24 protein-coding genes and 1 pseudogene are annotated in these 26,177 nt (G+C 55.4%); 24 read left to right on the top strand and 1 reads right to left on the bottom strand.

Going from position 1 to position 26,177, the window contains the following annotated elements; all coding sequences use genetic code 11:
* The first annotated feature begins 5 nt into the window (after positions 1–5).
* The 15 genes and pseudogenes from AACY09_RS01580 (at position 6) to argR (ending at position 16,225) form a co-directional block, all read left to right on the top strand.
* Positions 6–545, top strand: coding sequence for an antibiotic biosynthesis monooxygenase (locus AACY09_RS01580; protein ID WP_339485660.1), 540 nt, complete (start codon positions 6–8; stop codon positions 543–545).
* Between the two features lie 76 nt (positions 546–621).
* Positions 622–2,460: an amidohydrolase gene (locus AACY09_RS01575; protein WP_339485658.1), complete on the top strand. Its 1,839-nt coding sequence runs from the start codon at positions 622–624 to the stop codon at positions 2,458–2,460.
* Positions 2,450–4,051, top strand: coding sequence for an MFS transporter (locus AACY09_RS01570; protein WP_339485657.1), 1,602 nt, complete (start codon positions 2,450–2,452; stop codon positions 4,049–4,051). Before AACY09_RS01575 ends, AACY09_RS01570 begins: the two co-directional genes overlap by 11 nt.
* An 84-nt stretch (positions 4,052–4,135) precedes the next feature.
* Positions 4,136–4,762 (top strand): isochorismate family cysteine hydrolase YcaC, encoded by a 627-nt coding sequence (gene ycaC / locus AACY09_RS01565; protein ID WP_339485656.1) that lies wholly within the window; start codon positions 4,136–4,138, stop codon positions 4,760–4,762.
* Between the two features lie 61 nt (positions 4,763–4,823).
* Positions 4,824–5,735: a LysR family transcriptional regulator gene (locus tag AACY09_RS01560; RefSeq protein WP_339485655.1), complete on the top strand. Its 912-nt coding sequence runs from the start codon at positions 4,824–4,826 to the stop codon at positions 5,733–5,735.
* Between the two features lie 104 nt (positions 5,736–5,839).
* On the top strand, positions 5,840–6,721 hold the full coding sequence (locus AACY09_RS01555) for a DMT family transporter (RefSeq protein ID WP_339485654.1): 882 nt from the start codon (positions 5,840–5,842) through the stop codon (positions 6,719–6,721).
* Positions 6,722–6,850: 129 nt separating this feature from the next.
* Positions 6,851–7,621, top strand: a pseudogene (locus AACY09_RS21975) (PAS domain-containing protein); the annotation flags it as partial.
* Entirely contained in the window at positions 7,622–8,167 is a 546-nt protein-coding gene (locus AACY09_RS21970) for a methyl-accepting chemotaxis protein (protein WP_445323781.1), read from the top strand.
* Positions 8,168–8,427: 260 nt separating this feature from the next.
* A complete protein-coding gene (gene acs / locus AACY09_RS01545) occupies positions 8,428–10,389 on the top strand; it encodes an acetate--CoA ligase (protein ID WP_339485652.1) in 1,962 nt (653 codons plus the stop codon).
* Positions 10,390–10,915: 526 nt separating this feature from the next.
* Complete coding sequence (locus AACY09_RS01540; protein ID WP_339485651.1) at positions 10,916–11,695, top strand: ABC transporter substrate-binding protein; 780 nt, start codon at positions 10,916–10,918, stop codon at positions 11,693–11,695.
* Positions 11,696–11,846: 151 nt separating this feature from the next.
* A complete protein-coding gene (locus AACY09_RS01535) occupies positions 11,847–12,536 on the top strand; it encodes an ABC transporter permease (RefSeq protein ID WP_339485650.1) in 690 nt (229 codons plus the stop codon).
* A gap of 16 nt (positions 12,537–12,552) precedes the next feature.
* The gene (locus AACY09_RS01530; RefSeq protein WP_339485649.1) at positions 12,553–13,251 is read left to right on the top strand and encodes an ABC transporter permease; all 699 of its coding nucleotides are present in this window, start codon (positions 12,553–12,555) and stop codon (positions 13,249–13,251) included.
* Positions 13,252–13,261: 10 nt separating this feature from the next.
* Positions 13,262–14,374, top strand: a complete 1,113-nt coding sequence (locus AACY09_RS01525) for a succinylglutamate desuccinylase/aspartoacylase family protein (protein WP_339485648.1) — start codon at positions 13,262–13,264, stop codon at positions 14,372–14,374.
* Positions 14,375–14,400: 26 nt separating this feature from the next.
* Entirely contained in the window at positions 14,401–15,165 is a 765-nt protein-coding gene (locus AACY09_RS01520) for an ABC transporter ATP-binding protein (protein ID WP_339485647.1), read from the top strand.
* 70 nt (positions 15,166–15,235) lie between these two features.
* The gene (argR, locus tag AACY09_RS01515; RefSeq protein WP_339485646.1) at positions 15,236–16,225 is read left to right on the top strand and encodes a transcriptional regulator ArgR; all 990 of its coding nucleotides are present in this window, start codon (positions 15,236–15,238) and stop codon (positions 16,223–16,225) included.
* A 38-nt stretch (positions 16,226–16,263) separates the two neighbouring features.
* Here the strand turns inward: argR and AACY09_RS01510 are convergent, their stop codons facing one another.
* The gene (locus tag AACY09_RS01510) at positions 16,264–16,803 is read right to left on the bottom strand and encodes a DUF1523 family protein (RefSeq protein ID WP_339485645.1); all 540 of its coding nucleotides are present in this window, start codon (positions 16,801–16,803) and stop codon (positions 16,264–16,266) included.
* A 626-nt stretch (positions 16,804–17,429) separates the two neighbouring features.
* Here AACY09_RS01510 and AACY09_RS01505 point away from each other — a divergent pair.
* From AACY09_RS01505 to AACY09_RS01465, 9 genes are all read left to right on the top strand, one after another.
* Positions 17,430–18,443: an ATP-grasp domain-containing protein gene (locus AACY09_RS01505; RefSeq protein ID WP_339485644.1), complete on the top strand. Its 1,014-nt coding sequence runs from the start codon at positions 17,430–17,432 to the stop codon at positions 18,441–18,443.
* A gap of 72 nt (positions 18,444–18,515) precedes the next feature.
* Positions 18,516–19,655 (top strand): trypsin-like peptidase domain-containing protein, encoded by a 1,140-nt coding sequence (locus AACY09_RS01500; RefSeq protein ID WP_339485643.1) that lies wholly within the window; start codon positions 18,516–18,518, stop codon positions 19,653–19,655.
* A gap of 71 nt (positions 19,656–19,726) precedes the next feature.
* The gene (locus AACY09_RS01495; protein WP_339485642.1) at positions 19,727–20,854 is read left to right on the top strand and encodes a phosphoribosyltransferase domain-containing protein; all 1,128 of its coding nucleotides are present in this window, start codon (positions 19,727–19,729) and stop codon (positions 20,852–20,854) included.
* Positions 20,844–21,596 (top strand): trehalose phosphatase, encoded by a 753-nt coding sequence (locus AACY09_RS01490; RefSeq protein ID WP_339485640.1) that lies wholly within the window; start codon positions 20,844–20,846, stop codon positions 21,594–21,596. Before AACY09_RS01495 ends, AACY09_RS01490 begins: the two co-directional genes overlap by 11 nt.
* Positions 21,593–22,687, top strand: a complete 1,095-nt coding sequence (locus AACY09_RS01485; protein WP_339485639.1) for a cysteine protease StiP domain-containing protein — start codon at positions 21,593–21,595, stop codon at positions 22,685–22,687. Before AACY09_RS01490 ends, AACY09_RS01485 begins: the two co-directional genes overlap by 4 nt.
* Positions 22,687–23,637 carry an HpcH/HpaI aldolase/citrate lyase family protein gene (locus AACY09_RS01480; RefSeq protein ID WP_339485638.1) on the top strand — a complete coding sequence of 317 codons (951 nt, stop codon included), beginning with the start codon at positions 22,687–22,689 and terminating at the stop codon, positions 23,635–23,637. Before AACY09_RS01485 ends, AACY09_RS01480 begins: the two co-directional genes overlap by 1 nt.
* A complete protein-coding gene (locus tag AACY09_RS01475) occupies positions 23,637–24,371 on the top strand; it encodes an HAD family hydrolase (protein WP_339485637.1) in 735 nt (244 codons plus the stop codon). Before AACY09_RS01480 ends, AACY09_RS01475 begins: the two co-directional genes overlap by 1 nt.
* Positions 24,372–24,373: 2 nt before the next feature.
* Entirely contained in the window at positions 24,374–24,958 is a 585-nt protein-coding gene (locus tag AACY09_RS01470) for a TerD family protein (RefSeq protein ID WP_339485636.1), read from the top strand.
* Positions 24,958–26,160 carry a TerD family protein gene (locus tag AACY09_RS01465; RefSeq protein ID WP_339485635.1) on the top strand — a complete coding sequence of 401 codons (1,203 nt, stop codon included), beginning with the start codon at positions 24,958–24,960 and terminating at the stop codon, positions 26,158–26,160. Before AACY09_RS01470 ends, AACY09_RS01465 begins: the two co-directional genes overlap by 1 nt.
* Positions 26,161–26,177 lie beyond the last annotated feature (17 nt).

The raw sequence follows: 26,177 nt of genomic DNA, 5'->3' as shown, positions 1-26,177 counted from the left end.
ATGCAATGGAAGAGCTCGATATCGTTACTCTGATTGTGCGTCACCGGGTTAGAGCGGCGCAGCGGCCAGCCTACGAAAAATGGTTGCGCCGAACCACGCAGATTGCCAGCACTTACCCAGGGCATTTGGGGGTCAATGTGATGCGTGATGCTGAACAGTTTGTTTGCGTGCTGCGTTTCGCTGGCACCGCTGAGCTGCAGCATTGGCTGGATTCGAGTGAGCGCCGCCACTTGATCGAGGAAGTTGCTCCTCTGTTGGACGAAGGTGATCAGACCCAGGTCGAGACTAATCGAGAGTTTTGGTTTACCCCGACGAATGCTCAACCTGCGCTGCGTTGGAAGCAGGCCTGCATCACCTTTCTGGTGATCTTGCCCCTTAGCTTGCTGGTTCCGCTGCTGTGGCAACCCCTGTTCGCCAAGTTACCCATCTTGGGCGGTTATTTCGTCAGTAATGTGTTGATCACCCTGAGCATCGTTCTATTGGTGGTTTATTTATTTATGCCACGGGTGACGGCTTTGTTTGCCCATTGGTTGAGCTCCCATTGAGCTGTACAGGCAAGCAGTAACCTAATCAAGCGCCATAGTTACTGGCGTTTCACTCAACAACTTGAAGGGGAGTGCGATGAGCGCTGATCTGATTCTGTTCAATGGTCGTTTGCATACTGTGGATCGTGAAAATCCGCAGGCCACTGCGGTCGCCATCAAAGACGGGCGCTTTATTGTAGTTGGCAGTGATGCCGACGCTATGGCCATGCGCAGCACTGAGACACAGGTTGTTGATCTCCAGCGCCGCACAGTGGTGCCAGGCCTTAATGACTCCCACCTGCACCTGATTCGCGGTGGTCTTAATTACAATCTGGAGCTGCGGTGGGAAGGTGTGCCGTCATTGGCGGATGCTTTGCGTATGCTCAAGGCGCAAGCGGATATTACCCCCGCCCCACAGTGGGTGCGGGTTGTGGGCGGCTGGAATGAGTTCCAGTTTGCCGAGAAGCGTATGCCGACCCTTGATGAACTCAATCAAGCAGCGCCAGACACGCCAGTATTTGTCCTGCATTTGTACGACCGTGCTTTGCTAAACCGCGCTGCCTTGCGCGTGGTGGGTTACGACCGCAACACCCCGAATCCGCCGGGTGGCGAGATCCAGCGTGATGCCAATGGTGAGCCCACCGGTATGTTGGTGGCCAAGCCCAACGCGATGATTCTCTACGCAACGCTGGCCAAGGGGCCAAAGCTGCCGCTGGAGTATCAAGTCAACTCAACGCGCCAGTTTATGCGAGAGCTAAACCGTCTAGGCGTGACCAGTGCAATTGATGCTGGCGGCGGTTTCCAAAATTATCCCGATGATTATGCGGTAATCGAAGAGTTGGCCAAAGCCAGTCAGCTCACCGTGCGCATTGCATACAACCTGTTTACCCAGCGACCCAAGGAAGAACTGACAGACTTCAAGAATTGGACAGGTTCGGTGAAGTTGCACCAAGGTGATGATTTCCTGCGGCACAATGGTGCGGGAGAAATGCTGGTGTTCTCTGCCGCTGATTTCGAGGATTTCGTCGAGCCGCGTCCTGATCTTCCGGCCAGCATGGAGGATGAATTGGAGCCCGTTGTACGCCACTTGGTCGAACAGCGCTGGCCGTTCCGCTTGCATGCCACCTATGACGAATCGATTTCGCGCATGCTTGATGTTTTCGAGAAGGTCAATCGCGACATCCCCTTCAATGGCTTGCCCTGGTTTTTCGATCACGCCGAAACCATCACCCCGCAAAACATTGAACGGGTACGTGCGCTGGGCGGCGGTATTGCAATTCAGGACCGCATGGCGTTTCAGGGCGAGTATTTTGTTGATCGCTACGGTAAGCAGGCGGCAGAACAAACACCGCCTATTCAGCGCATGCTTGCTGAGGGCGTTCCTGTCGGAGCAGGCACCGATGCAACAAGGGTATCGAGTTATAACCCCTGGACCTCCATGTATTGGTTGGTCAGCGGCAAAACCGTGGGTGGCTTGGCCTTGTATCCTCAAGGTTTGTCGCGTGAGACGGCATTGGAGCTATTCACCCACGGCAGTGCTTGGTTCTCATCGGAACAGGGCAAGAAAGGCCAGATCAAAGTGGGCCAACTGGCTGATCTGATTGCCCTGTCTGCAGATTTTTTCTCAGTTGATGATGAGGCCATCAAATGGATTGAGTCGGTCTTGACGGTTGTCGGCGGTAAAGTGGTGTATGGCAGCGAGGCGTTCGATAAGTTATCGCCGCCGTCAGTGCCTGTTATGCCGGATTGGTCTCCAGTGGTTAACGTACCCGGACATTGGCGGGCGAATGCCCCAATGGCAAAACAGGTGCACCAATGTGTGGGTGCTTGTTCAGTGCATGCCCACAGCCATGAGCGGGCGCGCTTATCCAAGGTCCCTGTGAGTGATTTTCAGGGTTTCTGGGGTGCGTTCGGGTGTTCCTGTTTTGCCTTCTGACGCCGTGGTGAAGTCATCAGCCTGGAGCCCATTGGGTTACAAAACCTTCCGCTGGCTGTGGGTGGCCAGTATCGCTTCGAACATCGGCACTTGGATGCATGAGGTCGGCGCAGGTTGGTTGATGACATCGCTGTCATCCAGCCCAATGAATGTGGCCCTGGTTCAGGTGGCAGGCTCTGCACCGATGTTTTTCTTGGCGCTGCCAGCGGGTGCGATGGCCGATATCGTTGATCGACGGCGTTATTTGCTTAGCGTTCAGTTGTGGATGGCATGCGTGGCCATGGTACTCGCGTTGCTGACCCTTACTGGCCAGATGAATGTGACTCTGCTCTTGCTACTGACGCTTGGCATGGGTGTCGGCACCGCATTAATGATGCCTGCGTGGTCGGCCCTGACTCCAGAGTTGGTGGATAAAACCGACCTACCTGCGGCTATTGCGCTTTCTAGCGTCGGGGTAAACGTTGCACGTGCAATCGGCCCAGCCATTGCTGGTGTTTTGGTTAGCTTAAGTGGCCCTTGGGCAACCTTCGCACTTAATGCTCTATCGTTTTTTGCGGTAATTACCGTGTTATGGCTGTGGCAGCGCGAGGTTACACCTGCGGTTTTGCCTGCTGAGCGGCTGTGGGGTGCCATTCGTGCCGGTTGGCGTTACAGCCGTGCGTCAAAACCATTGCAGGCGGTGATGGTAAGAGCTGTAGCTTTCTTTCTCGGTGCCAGCGGTGGCATGTCGTTATTGCCACTGATTGTCCGTCAGGAATTGCAAGGCAGCGCTGCTGACTTTGGATTGCTCCTTGGCAGTGTCGGCGTCGGTGCAGTGATGGGGGCAATGTTCTTACCAAAGATACGGGAAAAGATTAACGCCGATGGCCTGGTTGCGGGTGCGAGTCTGCTCTATGCGCTGGTGATTGTTGGCTTGGCTTTTGTACGTGATTTCCGCGTGTTGATTCCGGTGATGTTTGTCAGCGGTGCTGCTTGGATCGCCGTGCTCTCAAGTCTGCAAGTGGCCGCGCAAACAGCTGTACCCAGCTGGGTTCGGGCACGGGCCTTGTCGGTTTATATTTTGGTTTTTTTCGGCAGCATGGCTTGTGGTGGTCTGTTGTGGGGTTTTGTCGCCAGCCACAGTTCGATCACCTACGCCCTGTGCTTTGCGGCGACGGCCTTGCTCTTGGGTATCGTTGCGACCTTGTATTTCAAGTTACCGGTAACCGATGCCGAGGATTTAGCGCCGTCGTTGCACTGGCCGGTACCCCTACTGCTGGACGAACAAAGCCCTGATCGCGGTCCGGTCATGGTCACTATTGAATATCAAATTGCCCCCGAAAATTGGCCTGCGTTTCAGCAGGCGATGAATGATGTGCGGCGCATGCGTCGGCGCAACGGTGCGTTCTCCTGGGGGCTGGTTCAGGACACCGAGAACATGCAGTGCTGGCTTGAGGTGTTTTTTGATGAGTCCTGGCTTGAGCATCTGCGCCACCACAATCGAGTGACGCGCGCTGAACAACGAATTGAAGCAAACGTCCGGCGTCTGCAAGTCGGTGGTGTGCCGGTGAACATACGCCACCTGTTGGCCGGGCAGGGGCACTCTAAATGATTTTCAGGTACTGGCGAGACAGATTCGTGCGGGAACACTCGCCAGTCATTACACCCGCAACCAGCAATCCACGGAGTGTCACTCATGAGTACAGTAATGCCTTATTCGCGCCTCAATAAAGACGACGCAGTCGTACTGTTAGTCGACCACCAAACCGGCTTGATCTCACTGGTTCAGGATTTCTCGCCTAATGAGTTCAAGAACAACGTATTGGCCCTGGCTGATCTGGCCAAGTTCTTTGAGCTACCAACCATTCTGACCACCAGCTTCGAGCAAGGGCCAAACGGTCCTATGGTCCCTGAGCTAAAAGCCATGTTCCCGGATGCGCCATACATCCCGCGCCCAGGGCAGATCAATGCTTGGGATAACGAAGATTTCGTTAAGGCGATCAAAGCGACCGGGCGCAAGCAGTTGATCATCGCCGGTGTGGTCACCGATGTTTGTGTCGCCTTCCCAACGCTGTCGGCACTGGCTGAAGGGTTTGAGGTATTTGTGGTTACGGATGCATCCGGCACCTTCAACGAAACCGTGCAGCAAGCCGCTTGGAACCGCATGAGTGCAGCGGGCGCGCAGATGATGAACTGGTTCGCCGTAGCCTGTGAGTTGCATCGCGATTGGCGTAATGACATTGAGGGTTTGGGCAATCTGCTTTCAGAGCGCATCCCTAATTACCGTAACTTGATGAACAGCTACTCAGCGCTGAGCAAATAAGGTTCAGGCGTCAATCTGCGGGTTGGCGCCACCTTTCTTGAATATCGGCAGGGGTTAGGTAATGAATCGCAATGACATGCGCAAGGTCGACTTGCATCTACTGATCATATTTGAAGTCTTGATGCTCGAGCGCAACCTGACCCGCGCTGCTGAGAAATTGTTTCTGGGACAGCCAGCGATTAGTCATGCCTTGTCGCGACTGCGCGATTTTTTCAACGATCAGCTACTGATTCGTACCGGTCGCACCATGGAGCCAACCAAGCGTGCGCTGGAAATATTCGAGCAACTGCGTCCGGCGTTGGACGCAATGTCAAATGCATTGAGTTATGCGCAGGAGTTCAACCCTGCGACCAGTAAGCTGACCCTGCGCATTGGTCTTTCAGATGATGTCGAGTGTGGATTGTTGCCGCCCTTGCTCAATAACTTGCGAGAAGAAGCGCCGAATCTGGTGATCGTCATTCGTCGCACCAACTTTCTGCTAATGCCCAGCCAACTTGAGTCAGGAGAAATCTCAGTGGGTGTTGGATATGTCATGGATTTACCTGCCAATGCAAAATGCAGAACCTTGAGATTGATCGATACCATGGTACTGCGTGCGGATGACCGGCCAGGGTTGCTGACGCTGGATGAATACTGCTGTCGCCCGCATGCACTGGTATCGTTTTCAGGCGACCTCAATGGCAATATTGATCGCGACTTCGAGCGCATTGGCCGCACGCGAAATGTGGTATTGGCTGTCCCGCAATTTAACGGCTTGCGCTCACTGCTGGCTGGCTCGGAGTTACTGGCCACGGTGCCTGATTATGCCGCTGCGGAGCTGGTATCTGGCGGCGGCCTGCGAGCAGAGCCTGCGCCTTTTGATATATCTCAATCAAAGCTGTCGATGGTTTGGAGCAGCGCTCAAGACAATGACTGTGCCGAACGTTGGCTTCGAGCCAAAATCGTTGAATTTATGGGTAACGACAGTCATTAGATCTAATTGGCCTTATGCGCTTGGTCAGTCCGTTGCGCTGGACTATAGTTAGCAGCCTATTCATCTTTTGTGGGCGTTGACCTGCATTTTTCAACGAGACGTGCATGAGTACCCGCAGAGCCACACTGTCGACCCCCAGTAATCCTGTTAAAGGGATTCTGCTGATCCTGCTGGCAACATTTTTGTTCTCCAGTCACGATGCGCTGTCCAAATACCTGTCTGGTTTTTACCCGATAGTCATGGTGGTGTGGGCCCGGTATGTGGTGCATACCCTGCTTATGGCCGGAATATTCCTGCCCCAGTCTGGTTTACGGGTACTGCGCACCAAGCGGCCAGGGCTTCAGGCGCTGCGGGCGAGTTGCTTGCTCGGGACGAGCCTGTTTTTTACCAGCAGCTTGCTGTTTATTCCCTTGGCTGAGGCCACGGCGGTTAACTTTCTCGCGCCGCTACTGGTTACGGCGCTTTCCGTGCCCTTGCTCGGCGAGTCGGTGACTCGACGTCAGTGGGCAGCGGTATTGGTGGGCTTTGGCGGGGTGCTGATCATTGTGCACCCGGGCGGTGAAATGTTTACCCCGGCGATCATCTTGCCGTTCTGCTCGGCCATGTGCTTTTGCTTCTATCAAATACTGACTCGCAAAGTGAGCGAATTTGACACGCCTGCAACCAGCAACTTTTTTGCGGGCTTGTTCAATTCGTTGCTGGTCAGTGCCTTGGTGCCTTTTTTCTGGCAGGTGCCGAGCATTACCCACGGCCTGCTAATGCTCGCGCTGGGAACCTGTGGCATGTCGGCTCACCTGTTTTTGACCCAGGCATTTCGCAGTGCGCCACCGGCGTTGCTGGCCCCCTTTGGTTATTGCCAGATTGTGTTTGCTGGCCTGCTCGGTTTTCTGGTGTTTTCCCATGTCCCCGACCTCAGTACCTTGGTCGGTATTGTGATTATTTGCCTGAGCGGTTTGGCCGCGGCATGGCAACAAGGGCGACGCTAGGGCCCCGGCCAGAGGCTTAAATTGCCTGTAACAATGCTGGCTACGAATATTTTTAAGCGGTGCTTAAGAAAAAAACGGCGATGCCGACTACCTAGTCATGCATCGTCCACTTAAGTGAGTAGCGCCAGAATGTTCAATACCAAGTTGAAGCAGGAATTGGCAGCGTTGCGCGAGGCCAATTCTCGGAACCAGCAAATAAAAGAGTCAATCTACCAAGACATGCTGGTGCTTGAGCTTGATGCCCAAGGCCGCATTCTGTTCGTCAACGAACTGTTTCTTCAAGAGATGTTATTTCGCCGCGAGGACTTGGTGGGCGGTAACTTCGAGCAGCTGATACCTGAGTTCTTTCGTGCGGATATCAACTACCAAAACCTGAAAAAAGCCATGAGCAAAGGCGAACATATCAGCGGTGCCTACCGCTTGCTCTGTGGCAACGGTGATGATGCCTGGCTGCGGGCGATCTGGCAGCCACTGCGCAACAGCAAGGGTGTGGTGGAAGGTTTTACCATGTGTGCCAATAACCTGACGCGCACCATTGAAACGGCTAAAGAACATGAGGGTTTAATCAATGCATTGCTGCGTTCCACAGCGGTCATCGAGTTCAATCTCAAGGGCGAAGTGCTGACCGCCAACCAGCGGTTTCTAGACGCCATGGGCTATCGCCTTGATCAGATCAAAGGCAAACACCACCGCAATTTCTGTGAACCAGAGGACTATAACTCGCTGGCCTATCAGGAGTTTTGGGAGCAGCTTAATCGTGGCAAGTTTATAGCCGACCGATTCAAACGGGTCGATGCCCATGGGCGTGTGGTGTGGCTCGAAGCGTCATACAACCCGGTGCATGATGCCCACGATGTGCTCTACAAAGTGGTCAAGTTCGCGACCGTCATCACCGATCAGGTGAACCGTGAGGGTGAAGTCGCCGAGGCGGCCAATATCGCTTACAGCACCTCACAGCAGACCGACGCCACGGCGAAAAAGGGCGCATCGGTGGTCAGTCAGACCGTTGAGGTGATGCACCGAATTGCCGAGCAAGTGCAAGAGGCCGCCGAAGGCATCGAGGCGCTGGATAACCAGTCGCAACTGATCAGCTCGATCATCAAGACCATCAGTGGCATTGCCGATCAAACCAACTTGCTGGCCCTTAACGCTGCCATCGAGGCCGCCCGTGCCGGCGAGCAGGGCAGGGGCTTCGCGGTGGTTGCCGACGAAGTGCGTCAACTGGCCGGGCGCACCAGTAAGGCGGCTGAAGAAATTGTCGGTGTGGTGCAGAAAAACCAGACCCTGGCCAAGACCGCCGTAAATAGCATGGCCAGCAGTCGACAGTTGGCTGAGCAGGGCCTTGATCTGGCCAATGAAGCGGGTGTGGTGATTGTCGATATTCAAGACGGTGCTCAGCATGTGGTGAGCGCCGTCGGCCAGTTCGCAAACCAACTGAAAACCTGAGAGCGGCTTGCCCCGGGCGCGGCGGATAAAGGATGAGCCAACTGCGCACTGGGTGTCGAACGCTTAGGCTTCTGGGCATCAGCGCGTGCATGGCTTGAGCCCAAGCCATGCCCGCTTGCTCCGTTGCACCTGTCTAAAGTTCAGCTCCGACCAAGGTATAACCCTGCTAAGACCATGGTCGAATGGCCTGCAATGGGTATGCTGGTCACACAATGGGAAATATAAAAATAACTAATCCCTTTGTATTCGAGGAGTTGTTAATGAGTGCTGTGAACCTATATCCCGTGAGCCCCGAGGCGGCTGCCAAGTCACTCACCGATGAGGCGACTTACAAAGCCATGTACCAGCAGTCCGTGGTCAATCCGGATGGTTTCTGGCGTGAGCAAGCGCAACGTCTTGACTGGATCAAGCCGTTCACCAAGGTCAAGCAGACCTCCTTTGATGACCATCATGTCGATATCAAATGGTTTGCCGACGGCACCCTCAATGTGTCCTACAACTGCCTTGATCGTCACCTCGAAGAGCGTGGCGATCAGGTTGCGATTATCTGGGAAGGCGATGACCCTTCCGAGCATCGCAACATCACTTACCGCGAACTGCATGAAGACGTCTGCAAGTTCGCCAACGCATTGCGCGGTCAGGATGTCCATCGCGGCGATGTTGTCACTATCTACATGCCGATGATTCCCGAAGCGGTGGTTGCCATGCTTGCCTGCACGCGCATTGGTGCCATTCACTCGGTTGTGTTCGGCGGCTTTTCGCCAGAAGCCTTGGCCGGTCGAATCATCGACTGCAACTCCAAAGTGGTCATCACGGCGGACGAAGGCCTGCGCGGTGGTAAGCGCATTGCCCTGAAGGCTAACGTGGATGACGCGCTGACCAACCCTGAAACTGCCAGTGTGCAGAAAATCATTGTCTGCAAGCGCACCGGCGGCAGCATCAAGTGGAACCAGCATCGCGACGTTTGGTATGAAGACCTGATGAAGGTCGCTGGCAGTCACTGCGCCCCCAAAGAAATGGGCGCGGAAGAAGCCCTGTTTATTCTCTACACCTCCGGTTCAACCGGTAAGCCAAAAGGTGTGCAGCACACCACTGGCGGTTACTTGCTCTATGCCGCGCTTACCCACGAGCGCGTGTTCGACTACAAGCCGGGTGATGTCTACTGGTGTACGGCGGACGTAGGCTGGGTGACAGGCCACAGTTACATTGTCTATGGCCCGCTGGCCAACGGTGCAACCACCTTGCTATTTGAAGGTGTGCCGAACTACCCGGACATTACCCGGGTGTCGAAGATCATCGACAAGCACAAGGTCAATATTCTCTACACCGCACCTACCGCGATTCGCGCAATGATGGCTGAAGGCGAGGCGGCCATTAAGGATGCTGATGGCTCCAGCCTGCGCCTGCTCGGCTCGGTGGGTGAGCCAATCAATCCTGAAGCCTGGAACTGGTACTACAAAACCATCGGCAAAGAGAAATGCCCGATTGTCGATACCTGGTGGCAAACCGAGACGGGCGGCATTCTGATCAGCCCATTGCCGGGTGCAACGGCGCTCAAGCCCGGTTCGGCGACGCGTCCGTTCTTTGGCGTCCAGCCAGCGCTGGTGGATAACCTGGGGAACCTGCTGGAAGGCGCGGTTGAAGGCAATCTGGTGATCATTGATTCATGGCCGGGTCAGGCGCGCACGCTGTATGGCGACCACGACCGCTTTGTCGATACCTACTTCAAGACCTTCCGCGGCATGTATTTCACCGGCGACGGTGCGCGCCGCGACGAAGACGGTTACTTCTGGATTACCGGGCGAGTCGATGACGTGCTCAACGTCTCCGGTCACCGCATGGGTACCGCTGAGATCGAAAGTGCCATGGTCGCGCACCCGAAAGTGGCCGAGGCGGCTGTGGTTGGCGTACCGCACGATATCAAAGGGCAGGGCATCTACGTATACGTGACCCTGACTGGTGGCGTGGAGAGTTCTGAGCAGTTGCGCCAGGAGCTGAAAAACTGGGTGCGTAAAGAGATCGGCCCCATCGCGTCTCCGGATGTTATCCATTGGGCGCCGGGGCTGCCGAAAACCCGTTCAGGCAAGATCATGCGTCGAATCCTGCGCAAGATCGCCACGGCTGAATACGATGGTTTGGGCGATATCTCGACCTTGGCCGACCCGGGCGTAGTGCAGCACCTGATCGATACGCACAAGGCAATGCAAAGTGCTTGCGCCTGATCTCATCTAAACATTTGCGGTAAATTAAACGCCCGGCTCTTTGAGTTGGGCGTCTTTTTTTGTGCGCTTGAATCGCCTTAAGTCCGTCGGGTGCCCGAGGCAGTCGAATCCAGTCGCGGTAACAGTACTGCGCCTGCTTGGGACGCACGGGAACACTTTGCCCTGTTTTAGTGCTGAAATACCTTGGCTTTTAAAATAAGATTAGGCGCTGAGGCCCGCAGGGAAAGGGGCTTTGAAACTTGGCTTCGATATTGCTTTAGTATTAGGTTGGATATCTATTCTTCTCAAGCATTTTTTGCTTGGATTGTCAATTGCCTGCCTAGGCCCCTCTGGTGCATTTGTAATTACTTGTCGCATTGAAGAAATATACAGTTTCAACCTCTCGCTAGAATGCCGCTCACTCAGCCAAAGCCATACATTGCCTGCGCACTGCGTAGTTTGATGGCGAGTTAACTATAATTCATACACCGCTGAATGCATTTACCCACTGCCATCCATTGCCATTCCCACTCGAAGGAGTCACAAAATGAAGAAGATTGCACTTCTCGGCGCACTGGCGCTATCCGTTCTGTCGCCGCTGGCCATGGCTGATGATGCAAAACCACTGCGTATCGGCATTGAAGCTGCCTACCCTCCATTTGCATTCAAAACTCCGGACGGTCAGATCACTGGTTTTGACTATGACATCGGCAACGCATTGTGCGAGCAGATGCAAGTCAAATGTAAGTGGATTGAGCAAGAGTTCGACGGTCTGATTCCAGCCCTGAAAGTTCGCAAGTTCGACGCCGTATTGTCGTCCATGACCATTACCGAAGACCGTCTGAAGTCAGTGGACTTCTCCAAGAAGTACTACCACACCCCGGCCAAGCTTGGCATGAAGGCGGGTACTGTGATCAATGATCCACTGGTTGATCTCAAGGGCAAGAAGGTCGGTGTCCAGCGCGCCTCGATCTACGATCGCTACGCAACCGACGTTTTGGCACCTGCTGGTGTCGAAGTGGTGCGTTACAGCTCGCAGAACGAAATCTTCCTTGATCTGACTGCAGGTCGCGTCGATGCAACCTTGGCTGATGCGGTCAATATCGATGATGGCTTCCTCAAAACAGACGCGGGCAAAGGCTTTGCCCTGGTGGGTCCGGATTTCAACGAGAAGAAGTACTTCGGTGAAGGTGCGGGTATCGCCGTGCGTAAAGGCGACACTGAGCTTGCAGACAAAATTAGTGCCGCGATTCAAGACATCCGTGCAAACGGTAAGTACAAGGAAGTGCAGGACAAGTACTTCGACTTTAACGTCTACGGCGAGTAATCGCTGCGACTGAAAGTGGCGCACACGGATCCAGTGCAGCTATCAATCCGTTGGTGAACGTAGGCCGTGCAGTGTTGTGCAGTGCACGGCAGGCGCCACTTTTCGATGTACGCTCAAGCGCCGCTCGGCGCCTGCATGAGGAAATTAGCGCATGCTCAATGGCTACGGCTCGACCATTCTTGATGGTGCTTGGCTAACCGTGATTTTGGCCCTGACCTCAATGGCAGTGGCGACAGTTCTCGGCTTGTTGGGCGCAGCTTTTCGGCTGTCACCCATTAAGTGGCTGGCAATACTGGGCGAAACCTACGCCACTGTGGTGCGTGGTATTCCTGACTTGGTACTGATCCTGCTGATTTTTTATGGCGGTCAGGACATGGTTAATCGCCTGGCGCCAATGCTGGGCTATGACGATTACATCGATATCAACCCCTTTGTTGCGGGGGTCTTTACCATGGGCTTTATCTTCGGCGCGTACCTGTCTGAAACCTTTCGTGGTGCCTTTATGGCGATCCCTAAAGGTCAGGCGGAGGCGGGCGCTGCTTATGGTATGGGCAATACCAAGGTGTTCTTTCGCATTTTGGTACCGCAGATGATTCGTTTCGCGATTCCCGGTTTCACCAACAATTGGTTGGTGCTGACCAAAGCCACGGCGCTGATTTCGGTCGTGGGTCTGCAAGACATGATGTTCAAGGCCAAGAGCGCGGCGGATGCCACGCGTGAGCCCTTTACCTTCTATCTTGCCGTCGCTGCGCTTTACCTGGTGCTGACCAGCGTGTCATTGCTAGCGCTGCGTTATCTCGAAAAACGTTACTCGGTCGGCACTAAAGCCGCTGATCTGTGAGTAAGGGAGCGCACCGATGATTTTCGACTACAACGTTATCTGGGACAGCCTGCCGCTGTATTTCGGCGGGGTGTTGACCACCCTGAAGCTACTGCTGATTTCGCTGCTGTTCGGCTTGATGCTGGCGATCCCGCTGGCGCTGATGCGGGTCTCCAAGTCGCTGTATATCAATTTCCCAGCCTGGCTCTACACCTATGTGATCCGTGGCACGCCGATGCTGGTGCAACTGTTCCTGATTTATTATGGGCTGGCCCAGTTTGAAGCGGTGCGCGAAAGCGCGCTGTGGCCGTATTTTTCGAATGCCGCCTTCTGTGCCTGCGTGGCATTTGCGATCAACACCAGCGCCTACACCGGTGAAATTCTTGCCGGCAGCCTCAAGGCAACGCCCCATGGCGAGATCGAAGCCGCCAAGGCCATGGGTATGTCGCGGGTCAAACTGTACCGGCGTATCTTGCTGCCATCGGCTATTCGTCGGGCACTGCCGCAATACAGTAACGAAGTGATCATGATGCTGCATACCACCAGCCTGGCCTCAATCGTCACCCTGATCGACATCACGGGTGCCGCCCGCACAGTCAGTTCGCAATATTATCTGCCCTTTGAAGCATTCATTACCGCAGGCGTCTTTTACCTGTGCCTGACCTTTATTCTGGTGCGCCTGTTCAAACTGGCCGAGCGCCGCTGGTTGGCCTATTTGGCCCCACGTAAGCACTGAGGAGAGATTGATGCAGCGTATTGATCATCTATTACCCTGGAGTACGCCGGGTACCGAGCGCCGGCTGTCAGTGTTCAGCTTTGGTAGCGGCGCGCGCAAGGTATACATTCAGGCCTCATTGCATGCCGATGAGTTGCCTGGCATGCGGGTTGCTGTTGAGCTCAAGCGCCGCTTGCTCGAACTTGAGCGCAATGGCCAGCTCAAGGCCGTGATCGAGTTGGTGCCGGTGGCCAACCCGATTGGTCTTGGGCAAATGGTTCAGGGTCAGCATCAGGGTCGGTATGAATTGTGCGGTGGGCATAACTTCAACCGCGACTTCGTTGACCTGGCGGACGCGATCGCGCCGCAGTTGGAAGGCAAGCTGGGTCGCGATCTGACGGCCAATACCCAAGTGATTCGCGCTGCAATGATAGCTGCGCTTGAGGCATTGGCGCCGCCGCAGTCGCAACTCGAAGCCATGCAGCGTCTGCTGTTGCAGCATGCTTGCGATGCAGATGTGGTGCTTGACCTGCACTGTGACTTTGAGGCCGCTGTCCATCTTTATGCGATCCCACAACACTGGGCGCAATTACGCTCGCTGGCTGCTCGGCTGCAAGCGGGTACGGTGCTGCTCGCCGAAGACTCGGGTGGCTCGTCCTTTGATGAGGCGTGCTCAGGTCCTTGGTTGCGTCTGGCTCAGCACTTCCCAGAAGCTGCAATTGAGCCGGTTTGTGTCGCTTCGACTGTTGAGCTGGGTGGAATGGAGCGCACTGAGCGTGTGCAAGCCTGCGCTGACGCTGAATCAATTCTAGCCTTTCTCGCTGAACAGGGCTTTATCACCGGTGACTGGCCTGCAGCCCCCGAGAAGTGCTGTGATGCAGTGCCGTTTGCCGGCACTGAAATGCTCTATCCGCCCCATTCGGGTGTGGTGAGCTTCCTGCAGCCAGCCGGTGCTTATGTTGAGGCGGGAACAGCGATATTTGAGGTGATTGATCCCTTGGATGACCAGCGTAGCGTGGTCTGTGCAGGCACATCAGGTGTGATCTTTGCGATTGAACGCATGCGTTTTGCCCAGCCGGGACGCTGGTTGGCCAAGGTGGCCGGACATCAATCTATACGTCAGGGCCGCTTGCTTAGCGACTGATTCCACTGCATTCGAGAGTCGACACCATGTACAAACTTGAAGTCCAAGACTTGCACAAACGCTACGGCACCCATGAAGTGCTGAAAGGCGTTTCGCTTGCGGCCAAAGCCGGTGATGTCATCAGCATCATTGGTTCCAGTGGTTCAGGTAAAAGCACCTTTTTGCGCTGCATCAACATGCTTGAGCAGCCGTATGGCGGCAAGATTCTGCTTAACAATGAAGAGCTCAAGCTGGTTGCGGCTAAAGATGGCGCGCTGAAAGCGGCGGACCCAAAACAGCTGCAGCGCATGCGTTCGCGACTGGCGATGGTGTTTCAGCATTTTAACCTGTGGTCGCACATGAGTGCCTTGGAAAACGTCATCGAAGCGCCTATTCATGTGCTTGGTATGTCGAAGAAAGAAGCGCTCGAGAAGGCTGAGCACTACCTGAATAAAGTCGGCGTGGCGCATCGCAAAGAGGCTTACCCGGCACATATGTCTGGCGGCGAACAGCAACGTGTCGCCATTGCTCGTGCGTTGGCGATGGAGCCTGAAGTAATGTTGTTTGACGAGCCCACGTCAGCCCTGGATCCGGAGTTGGTGGGTGAAGTGCTTAAGGTTATGCAGGACCTTGCCCAAGAGGGGCGTACCATGGTTGTGGTAACTCACGAAATGGGCTTTGCTCGTGAGGTGTCTAATCAGTTGGTGTTCCTGCACAAGGGTGTGGTCGAAGAGCGCGGTTGTCCACTTGAAGTGTTGGCAAATCCGCAATCTGATCGCCTTAAGCAGTTCCTCTCTGGTAGCCTAAAATAAGCACCTTAATTACGTGGGATCACCGGCGAACCTTGTCGGGTGAGCCCATAACAGAGCTAAACTGCCCCGAATGAATGCCCACCGAATTGGCTTCCTTATCTGGCCCTCGACCAAGCCGCTGACCTTGGCGATGGCTGAGGAAGCGTTGCGCGTTGCCCAGCGTGTCCACCCTGAAGTGGTCTACGAACTTAGTTTCCTCCAAGCTGAACCTCAGGCGGCTGCGACTACCGCTGGCTGGACGCTTCCGGGTGAACCTTGGACGGGCAAGCTTGAGGGCTTGCAGCGCCTGTTTTTACTGGCCGATGAGCCGCCAGTAAACATTGCACTTGGGCTGTCGAGTGCAGTCAAACAGTTGGTGCGCAGCGGTTGTGTGATTGGTGCAATTGCGGCAGGGGTTTATCCATTGGCGCAAATAGGTTTGCTCGACGGTTATCGCGCTTCTGTGCATTGGCGTTGGCAGGATGACTTTACCGAGCGCTTCCCCAAGGTGATTGCCACCAGTCATTTATTTGATTGGGATCGCGACCGCTTGACGGCCTGTGGTGGCATGGCGGTGATGGATTTGCTACTGGCCTTGTTGGCGCGTGATCACGGCGCCGAGCTTGCGGGTGCGGTCAGTGAGGAATTGGTTGTTGAGCGTATTCGTGAGGGCGGTGAGCGTCAGCGTATTCCGCTGCAGAACCGTCTGGGTTCGAGTCATCCGAAGCTGACCCAAGCGGTGCTGCTGATGGAAGCCAATATCGAAGAGCCGCTGACCACCGATGAAATCGCCCAGCACGTCTGCGTGTCGCGGCGTCAGTTGGAACGTATCTTCAAGCAATACCTCAATCGCGTACCGAGCCAGTATTACCTTGAGTTACGCCTGAACAAAGCCCGCCAACTGCTGATGCAAACCAGCAAGTCGATTATTCAGATTGGCTTGTCATGCGGCTTCTCGTCCGGCCCGCACTTCTCCAGCGCCTACCGTAATTTCTTCGGCGCCACGCCCCGTGAAGACCGCAATCAGCGCCGCAGCAACAGCCCTTTCGAGCTGACGTCGACGCCTATTGAGCGCGGTTAATTGGAGCAGGCTCAGGCCTGCCCCAATCGATCTATGCCTTAACCAACGACGACTTGATTGCGGCGTTTTTGCCGGCGTTTGATGCTGATGGTGACGAACAGAATCAACAGTACCAATGCACTAAAGAAGATCGTGTTGAACCAAGGAAAGGGCTGCGCGCGGCTGTTGGTGGCTTCGATGTGGGTAATGTTGGGGAATACCGAAAAAATCTGGATCCGCCAGCCGTAATAGCGAATAAGCGCCAGCTGCTGTGCGTCACGTGAATAACCCTGGGCTTTGGCCTGCTCGTCAGCGGAGTCAAACTTGAAGTACCAGGGAAAGCTCCAGCCCGTGTCTTCATTGCGATAGACCACGACTTTCTTGCTGTCCGGGTCTTCGGTGTTAATAAAGTAGACATCCCGGGTGGGGCCATCCGCAGGGTTCTCGGCGTTGATCACGCCGTCCGCATCGACGCGCTTGACTTCGACGCCCGTGACCAATACCACCTCATGCCGAGGCAGTATGTAAAAAAGCCCTAACGCGCTGGCGCCGATCACCAGAATCAGCGCACCCAGTACCAGCCCTTTTAACCACTTCATGTACAGACTCCCTTGGTAATTAACAGAATTCTGCCTCATTTCCCGATTAAGGTCAGGTCTTTGCTAGTGTAGATGCTCGAAATCCGGCTTGTGGCTGGCGCAATCGGCGTCGGTTTGGCAGCAAGGGCAGTGGGCGAATACCGACACGCTCACGCGCATGGATCTGAGCCTGGGCGCGGCAACTCGCCCCATTGGCAGCTATAACCTATTGCTGCATGGTGTTCTCACAGGTTTTGCTCAGGTCTCTTGCGCCGTTTGATTTGCCTGCCTAATGGCTGTAACAGGCAATTGATACAAGGTTTTGCTAGTCATTTTAGTCGCGAGGCAAACTGATATTATTGGCCGAGTGAATAAACCTAATGGACACCTATGCACGGACACTGGACATTGATTGCACTGATCCTGAACCCATTCGCGAACAGCTATGCGAAGAGGCTTTCAGAATGTTCAGTTTGTCCTCACAAAGCCTCGCCGTTGCAGCGCTTACCCTTCAATAGCGGCGTCATGGGTTACCTTTTTAATGCGTGCAGCGGTTGGAGCCTTACTGTCCCAGAGGTTGCCAGGCCACGACTGCACGATCAGCGCAGACCGGTTATTCTGGGCGCTGATGTCGTTGAGAACTCCAGATGATTTGGTTACTTGAAGGGCAATCCAGTCAACGTGACATCATCCTTGGGGCGCGAGACGCATTGCCCGCGGGTGTGAAGATTTTCGCCTCTCACCGCCAGTCCCGCCCAGAAATTACCGAGCTGGCTGATGTTAGCTTTATCGAGCCGGGGGATAATCAAGCGCGCATCGAGTGGTTGATTCAAACTGCTCAGGACAACAACATCAAGGTCTTGCTCGCCGGTCGCGAGGGCAGTCTTATTGAAAGCGCACGCCCACGGTTTGAAGCCGCTGGCCTGACCTTGGTCACTGGAGGGCTATCGCTTGAAGCCCTTAACCGGGTTGATGACAAAAGTCTGTTCACAGCTGAATCCGAGCGCGCAGGCTTGGACTGTGTGCCAGCAATTACGGTGAGCAATGCGCAGCAATTGACGGCAGCCTATGGCAGTTTGTCGGTCTTGGGTGAGGTCTGCATCAAGCCGGTCGTTGGGATTTATGGCGAGGGTTTCTGGCGGTTCAAGCAAGACGCAGATCCTTTCCGCTGCTTCGCCAAGACCGCTGTGCGCGAAGTCAATTTTGATACCTATCTTCAGGCCTACTCAGCAGCAGAAGATCGGGGGCCAATGTTGGTGATGCCCTATATGGCTGGCAGTGAGTGTTCGGTCGACATCGTGTGCGAGGCAGGGCATCCCGTGGCATTTGCAGGTCGGCGTAAGGCTGGCCTGTATCAACGTTTTGAACGTGAAGGCGCAGCGGTTGAGTTGGCGCTCAAGGCGGTGCAGCATTTTGGCTGCGACGGCATCGTCAACGTACAGACGCGCGACGACGCGAACGGTAAGCCGCATCTATTGGAAATCAACCCGCGCTACTCGGGTGGGATTGGTTACTGCCGGGCTGCTGGGGTCAACTTGCCAGGTATCTTCGCCGCCCGTCGATTGGGCTTCGAGGAGCCTGAAACTGTTTGGCGAGCGGACGTGCGAGTCAAGGCGGTCACTGTGGGCCTGCCAGTGCCAGTCCTATCAGTGCCAGCTTGATTTTAAATGAATATCCAACACTCGCCTTATTTGCGGATTGGACTCACCCATCTCAGGGAGTGCGCCTAGACAATGATTGAGCTAGCGCCTGGTGCAAACACTGAGCTATCGGCCGACCAAAGTAAGTGGACGCTGACCTGCGGTGATGTGAACGCTTTTGGTGAGTATGCGGCTGTCGCGCTATTGCCGGTGGATGAGAAACGTCACCCCAAAGGTCCGGCAGCACTGTTTCACAACGATCGCGAATGGATGGAGTGGAGTGGCGGGCCGGACAAGGTCGGCTGCAGTCTTAACTTGGCAGCGCTGCCACAGGGGGCCGATCGGCTGCTTGTAGTGGTTTATTGCTACGCGGCGGCGGGCCCAATTAGCACGCTGAAAAATCTGCACCTGCAGATAGATGAGCAGATCGAATGCAGGCTGGACCTTGGTGATAACGGTGAGTCCGCGCTCATCATTGGTGAGTACTACCTCCGTAATCAGCTATGGAAATTCCGTGCGCTGGCTGAAGGCTCTGCCTACGGTTTGGCGGCGCTGGGGCGACGCATTGGGTTGGATATTAATGATGCCCATCCGAAAGGTCGCACGATGCCCGCGCAGTCGGGTCAAAGCAATACGGGTGCTACGGGAACAGGCTTTGCCGTTTCCGCCAATCACATATTGACCTGTGCCCATGTGATTGAAGGCATGCAGGAAATTCATATCGCCTCGTTCGAGGGGCGTTATCGGGCCGAGCCAGTGGTTGTCGATCGCAGCAATGACTTTGCCCTGTTGAGGGTGCTGGAAAGCCCGGGCCTGAAGGCAGTTGCTTTCAAGGACGGCCCCGGCTGTGATTTGGGCGAGTCGGTTGTCGCGTTGGGCTTTCCCCTCGCAGGGTTGGCCGGGGGTGGCGTACATGTGACCCAAGGGGGCGTATCAGCCTTGTTTGGGTTGCACAACGATTCAAGTCTTCTGCAGTTTACCGCGCCTATTCAGCCGGGTTCGAGCGGAAGTCCATTATTTGACACAAGCGGCGCGGTGGTGGCGATGGTGACTTCCACCTGCCCAGATACGCAGAACATGAACTTCGCAGTTAAAGGCGCATTGGTCCTGTCCTTTCTTGAGGCTTGTCGTATCGAGGCAGATAAAACGCCCAGCACAAAAGTCCTGAACACTGCCGAGTTGGCGCGTGAAGCACAGCCGGCACTATGGCGAATCGAGGCCCGAAATCTTTAATTTCACAGTGACTGAAGCCCACGGAAGCGGCGCCAGGTTTTTTACCGCATGCAAAACTAGGTACATTGTTAATGGATCCTGACACCGCTCCACATACGCTTAGCGCGCAACTGTTGCGCGGCCTTCTCGAAGTCAAGGTTGAAGGCTCCGCAGGCGCACCTGAGGCACTTTTTGGCTTTGCCGAGCGCCACAATCCTAAGCGCGCATTTCTGTTCGTCTCCAAAGTGTTGGGGCGGCATATTCCTGTGCGTCCATCAGTGATGGATGCCAGCTTTGAACAACTGGCGGCAAAAATTCCGGTCGATCTGCCCGGCCCGGTACTGGTTATCGGCATGGCCGAGACAGCGGTCGGCCTTGGTGCGGGTGTTCATCGAGCATACAGCCGCACGCGCTCTGACACGCTTTATATGGTAAGTACCCGTCATCCCACGGGCACCGAGCTATTTACCCGGTTTGAAGAAGAACACAGCCACGCCAGCGCTCACCTGCTGCACATGCCAGTTGAAGCTGAAACACGTCAGATGCTGTTGCAGGCCCGCTCATTGGTCTTGGTCGATGATGAAGCGTCGACTGGCAAAACCTTTATCAATCTGCATCGGGCTTTGGTCGATGCCGGCCTGACTCAGCTTGAGCGTGTAGTGACCTGTGTACTTACCGATTGGTCAGGCAACGCTGTGCGCGACAGTATTGGACCATCGGTTCACCAGGTGTCTTTGTTACAAGGCTCCTATTGTTTCCATGAAGACCCTGATGCGCCGCTGCCGGTGATGCCAGCGGTTGGATCTGTGGCTGTTGGCGAGTGGCCGTTGTCACCCGGTAATGACTGGGGTCGCCTAGGGGTGCGCCATGTAGCCGATACGTTGGCGCCTGGCCTAATGGTTGAGCCGGCTGAGCGCGTGCTGGTGGTCGGTACCAGTGAGTTTGTCTGGCGTCCATTTCTGCTCGCCGAGCGTTTGGAGCGCGCAGGGGCTGATGTCCACTTCAGTTCGACCAGTCGTTCGCCTATCGCCGTGGGCCATGCTATCGGCCATGCGTTGTCGTTTTCTGATAATTACGGTCTTGGTATTCCAAATTTCCTCTACAACGTCAGTCCCGGTCAGTTCGATCGCGTGCTGATTTGTTCGGAAACCCCAGCGCAGGCCATCGCGCCAGAGCTACTGGAAGCCTTGAATGCGCAGGTGATCGTCGATGAGCAGTAATCGCCCGCTGGTGTTGATCGATCTTGACGACACCCTGTTTCAAACCGCGCGCAAGATGACCGAGGGTTCGCTTCGGCATACGGCAACGCTCGATATTCATGGTCAACCAAACGGCTATATGAGCCCGGTGCAGAAGTCTTTGGTCGAGTGGTTGCTGGCGACGGCTGATGTCGTGCCGGTAACGGCGCGCAGTATCGAAGCCTACAGCCGCGTGCAATTGCCCTTCAGTCACGGTGCTATTTGCGCCCACGGCGGGGTGATGCTGGATTCGGCGGGCGGGCTCGACCAGCCGTGGCAGGCGCATATGACAAAGGTGCTTGCTGACTACCAAAATCGTTTGCAGGACCTCAGTGCGGCCACGCTGGAAATCGGCAAGGGCCTTGGCATTTCGCTGCGCGGCTGGGTGGTTGATGAGCAGGGTTTACAGCATTACGTGGTTACCAAACATAACGAATCCAACGATCAGGTACTGGATACCGTGCTGGCTGAAGTTCAGGCCCGCGGCTTGTTGCAAGGCATGCACATCCACGGCAATAGCAACAATCTGGCGTTTCTGCCTGAGGGCTTGTCCAAGCAGCTAGCGGTCGAGGAATGGTTGCGCCGTGATCGGCAGCGCAATGGCGAGCGACCGGTGTTGGGCTTTGGCGACAGCATTACCGACCTTGGTTTTATGGGGCTGTGCGATATGTGGGCAACCCCGGCACGTAGCCAACTCGCCCAGCGGGTGGAGCGCAGTCTATGACCCTGTCGCTCGCCAATCTGAAAACTGTGGGTAGCGGCAGCTATGCGCCTGCCGATGTGCAATTTTTGTTGCAGCCAGTACAGATTGAAGTGACCGATGTCGCGGAAAAGGAGCGCTTGATTCAAACCAGGCAGAAGCATTACTCCGAGATGATCAGTCAGGAGCACGCGCCCACTGCCGTGCATAAAGCCTTGTTCGCGCGTGCGCTGCAGCAGAATGGTGGCCGGGTGGCCGCCGATGTTCAGGCGTTGGCCTTGGCATTGAACCAAGCCTGCAAAGAGCCGTCGATTGTACTGGTATCTTTTGTTCGTGCCGGGTTGCCGCTAGGTGTATTGCTGCGCCGAGCATTGGTTGAAATGGGCCGCGATTGTCACCATTACGGGATTAGTATCGTCCGTGATCGCGGCATTGATAACCTTGCCCTGGAGGCCATTATCCAGGCGCACGGGGCACAGAGCATCGTATTTGTCGATGGATGGACGGGCAAAGGTGCGATTTCGGGAGAAATTAAGCGTAGTCTCAAAGGTGACTCCCGTTTTCCTGTTGAACCCCGCTTGGTCGTACTCGCAGATCCTTGTGGGCGGGCTTGGCTATCGGCTTCGGCAGAGGACTGGATAATCCCGTCGGGGATTTTGGGCGCCACGGTATCGGGTTTGGTTTCGCGATCCATCTGGCCTGCTGATGGGGGCCTGCATGGCTGCATTGTGTACGATCATCTGAGCGAACACGACGTGACCCGCGACTTCATCGAGCAGATCGAGGTGCGACGCCGCGCCTTGGCTACAGTCGCCCCTGCCACGCCATGGACGGACGATCAACGAAGCGCGCTCCAAGCTGCGGCAATGTCCGTAGTCGAATCCTTGGCCTCACGGTTTGACATCCGCAATCTGAATCGGGTTAAGCCGGGGATTGCAGAGGCTACTCGCGCCGTGTTGCGGCGGGTACCCGAGCATGTGTTGGTTCGTGACCGCACTGACAGCGATATTCAGCTGCTGATGCACCTCACCGAAGCCGTTGGCGTTACGGTGGAAGAAGTCGGCAGCGCGCTGGGTCCTTACAGGGCGGTGACTGTCATTCGGAGTGTGAGCTGATGAATAAAATGTCGCCCTTTGCCCTCGGGGCCACGCTCTATATGCCAGCTACGCGTAGCGATTTGCTGGATATTGTTTTCGGCGCAAAATTGCCTGAATTGCGCTCGTTGGTCGTGTGTCTCGAAGATGCCGTAGCCGCTATCGATGTCAGCACCGCGCTGCATAACCTCGACACGTTACTGCGTGCAATTGCCGACCGTGGCGGACGTCCTGCTGGTGGGCCTTTGTTGTTCGTTCGCCCGCGCGATTCTGATATGGCGGGGGTGCTAAACGACTGGCCGTTAATGCGCCACGTCGACGGCTTTGTGGTGCCAAAGCTGACGCTGGATAATTTGCCCGCCTGGGACAAAGCCGTAACCAATCCTGATTTGCAGCTGATGCCGACGCTGGAGACGCCTGAGGTATTCAATCCAAATGCGATGATCGAATTAGGTCAGGCGCTTAAGGCCAGCCTGTTCCCCCGCGTGATCGCATTGCGCATTGGTGGTAACGATTTGATGGGCTGTCTGGGGCTGCGCCGTTCGGCGACCACCACGCTTTACAGCACGCCAATGTCCTATGTGATTCCAATGCTGGCCGGGGTGATGGGGGCTCAAGGTTTTGCCTTGACCGCGCCCGTCTTTGAACAGCTGGCTAAGCCCGACTTGCTGAAACAAGAGCTTGAACTGGATATCGCCCACGGTTTAGTCGGCAAGACAGCGATTCATCCCAGCCAGGTCAGTATTATTCAGGATTCGCTGCGGGTGAGTCTCGAAGACTTCAACAGTGCCAAGCTGATCGTCAGCGATTTGGCCCCGGCGGTATTCAAGCACAACGATGTAATGTGCGAACCCGCGACCCATTATAAGTGGGCGATGAGAACCCTTGAGCGCGCGCGCTGGCTCGGGGTCAAACAAACTGAAATCGGCAGCGGCGAAACGCCGGTGTTGCTGGCTGGAGCAGCTCGATAATGCATGAAATTTTAACGCCTGAAACCCAAGACAAGCAGAAGCTGTCGGTCTTTGATTTCGACGGCACTCTGACTCGGCGAGACAGTTTTGTCCCTTTCCTCAAGTTTGCTTTTGGCAAACGCGAATTCATTCGCCGGATCTTTACCCTTGCGCTGCCCAGTTTGCATTTCCTGTTCAGGCGTATGAACCGTGACGAGCTTAAGGCCCGATTAATCGCCAAGTTCTTGACCGGTGTGCAAGCGCAGTGGGTTGAGTTGCAAGCACTGAAATTCTGCGAGCGTTATTGGACCCAGTTGATGCGGCCTTCTGGGTTGCTCTCGGTGGCCTCCGAGATTGACGCGGGAGCTGAGGTGACCCTTTGCTCCGCATCGCCGGCCCTGGTGCTTGGACCTTTCGCCAAGCGTTTGGGAATCAAATTGATCGCCACCGAGCTGGAAGTCGTCGACGGTGTCCTGACCGGTTTTATCAGCGGCAACAACTGCCGCTGCGAGAACAAGGTGCTCAGGCTTGAAGCCGTTTATGGCCGCTTGGATCAGTACCGGTTGCGCGCCTGGGGTGACACCCGTGGTGACCTCGAGCTGCTTGCTGCTGCGCAAGATGCACACTGGCGCCATTTTCACTCTTCATGGCGCCGTGGGCGCATGCGCAAGGTAAAAGCACGGATTCAAAAAGCGAGCCTGTTAAAGCTCAATTCCGAACAACAAGCGAATACTGACGATAAACAAGGAGCGTAACCATGGCACTTACACTGAGCAAAAATCAGACGATCTCACTGGAAAAAACCGCCGGCACCGGCTTGAGCAAAGTCAGCCTGGGTCTTGGTTGGGATGCGGCGAAAAGTGGTTTCTTTGGCAAGCTATTGGGCAGCGGTGGCGAGATCGATCTTGATGCATCGTGCATCCTCCTCGACAGCGAGCTAAAACCAGTCGACCTGGTTTGGTTTCGTCAGCTCAAGTCCAACGACGGTTCGATCCAGCACTCGGGCGACAATCGCACCGGTGAAGGCGACGGCGATGACGAAAGCATCAATGTAGACCTGCAGCGCCTGCCTGAAGCGGTCAAGCACCTGGTGTTCACTGTCAACAGTTTTACCGGCCAGACCTTCGAGAAAGTTGAAAACGCTTATTGCCGCATCATCAACGCCAGCAATAAGTCGGAGCTTGCCCGTTTCAATCTGTCTGAGCGTGGCGGCCACACCGGCATCGTCATGGCTAGCCTGAGCCGTGAAAGTTCTGGTTGGGAATTCAAGGCAATCGGCGTCACCACAAATGGTCGCACCGTCGATGACTTGGTTTCTCTGGCTGTTCAGGCGGTGCGTTAATGGTCGCTCTCGTACCGGGTGGTAATGCACCGGTCGCCACCGGTCAAGTCAGCGTTGAAATCAACTATGCGCCGATCGCCGGGGCGGATATTGATGTCTCGGCGTTTCTCTTAAACGCTGCCGGTAAAGTGCGCGGCGATAGCGATATGTGCTTCTACGGCCAAACCAGTGTCCTGGGCGGCGTCGTGCAGATGACGGAGTCCTCTGCTGGCCGCGCTGTGTTCACTGTTGACCTGAGCCGGCTTGAACCTGTGGTTGAGAAAGTGGCATTGACCGCCACTATCTACGAGAACAAAGCCAGTTTTGATCGTGTCTCGCAACTCTCTGTGGCCATTTCTGGCGGCATCGATGCGCAACTGGATACCGCCGGTATGCAGGAAACTGCACTGATTCTCGGCGAGTTCTATCGGCGCCAGGGCGAGTGGAAGTTTCGTTGCGTGGCCCAAGGCTTTGCTGGCGGACTTGAGCCGTTGGCCAAACACTTTGGGGTTGAAGTGGCGGCGCCTGCACCATCAGCAACGCCAACGCCAACGCCAACGCCAACGCCAACGCCAACGCCGCCACCGGCTCCAACGCCTGCTCCGGCAACTAAGTCATCGGTCAGCCTGAGCAAGATCACCCTCGACAAGACTCGCAGCTCAATCAGTCTGGAAAAGACCGCGGCTGGCTTCGGCGAGATCAAGGTCAACCTGAACTGGAACCAGCGGCCGACGAAGAGCGGTGGTTTCTTCGCGCGGAGCAAATCCATTGACTTGGATGTCGGCTGTTTATACGAGCTGCAAAATGGCCAGAAAGGTGTGGTTCAAGCGCTTGGCAATGCCTTCGGCAGCCTCACACAAGAGCCTTATATCCAGTTGATGGGCGATGACCGTACCGGCTCCGTTGCCGGTGGCGAGTGGTTGCATATCAATGGTGCGAAGTGGAGTGAGGTGCGCAGGATTTTGTTTTTCGCCTTCATCTACCAAGGGGTTCCGAACTGGAAGGAAACAGATGGCGTTGTGACCATGCATATCCCCGGTCAGCCTGAAATTGAGGTCCGTCTCAATGAAGAGGGTGGCAGTGAAGGTGTATGCGCTATTGCTTTGCTGGAAAACGTAAGCGGTGCAGTAAAAGTCACCCGCAAAGTCGACTTCCACCGCGGCCATGCCGTGATGGATAAGGCTTATGGCTGGGGCATGCGCTGGACCGCAGGTTCAAAATAGAAATCATGGCGCTGTCA

Source organism: Pseudomonas sp. EL_65y_Pfl2_R95, from assembly GCF_963971045.1.
Taxonomy (GTDB): Bacteria; Pseudomonadota; Gammaproteobacteria; order Pseudomonadales; family Pseudomonadaceae; genus Aquipseudomonas.
The sequence above is the reverse complement of the archived record's forward strand: the minus strand, read 5'-3'. Positions and strand labels throughout refer to the sequence as shown.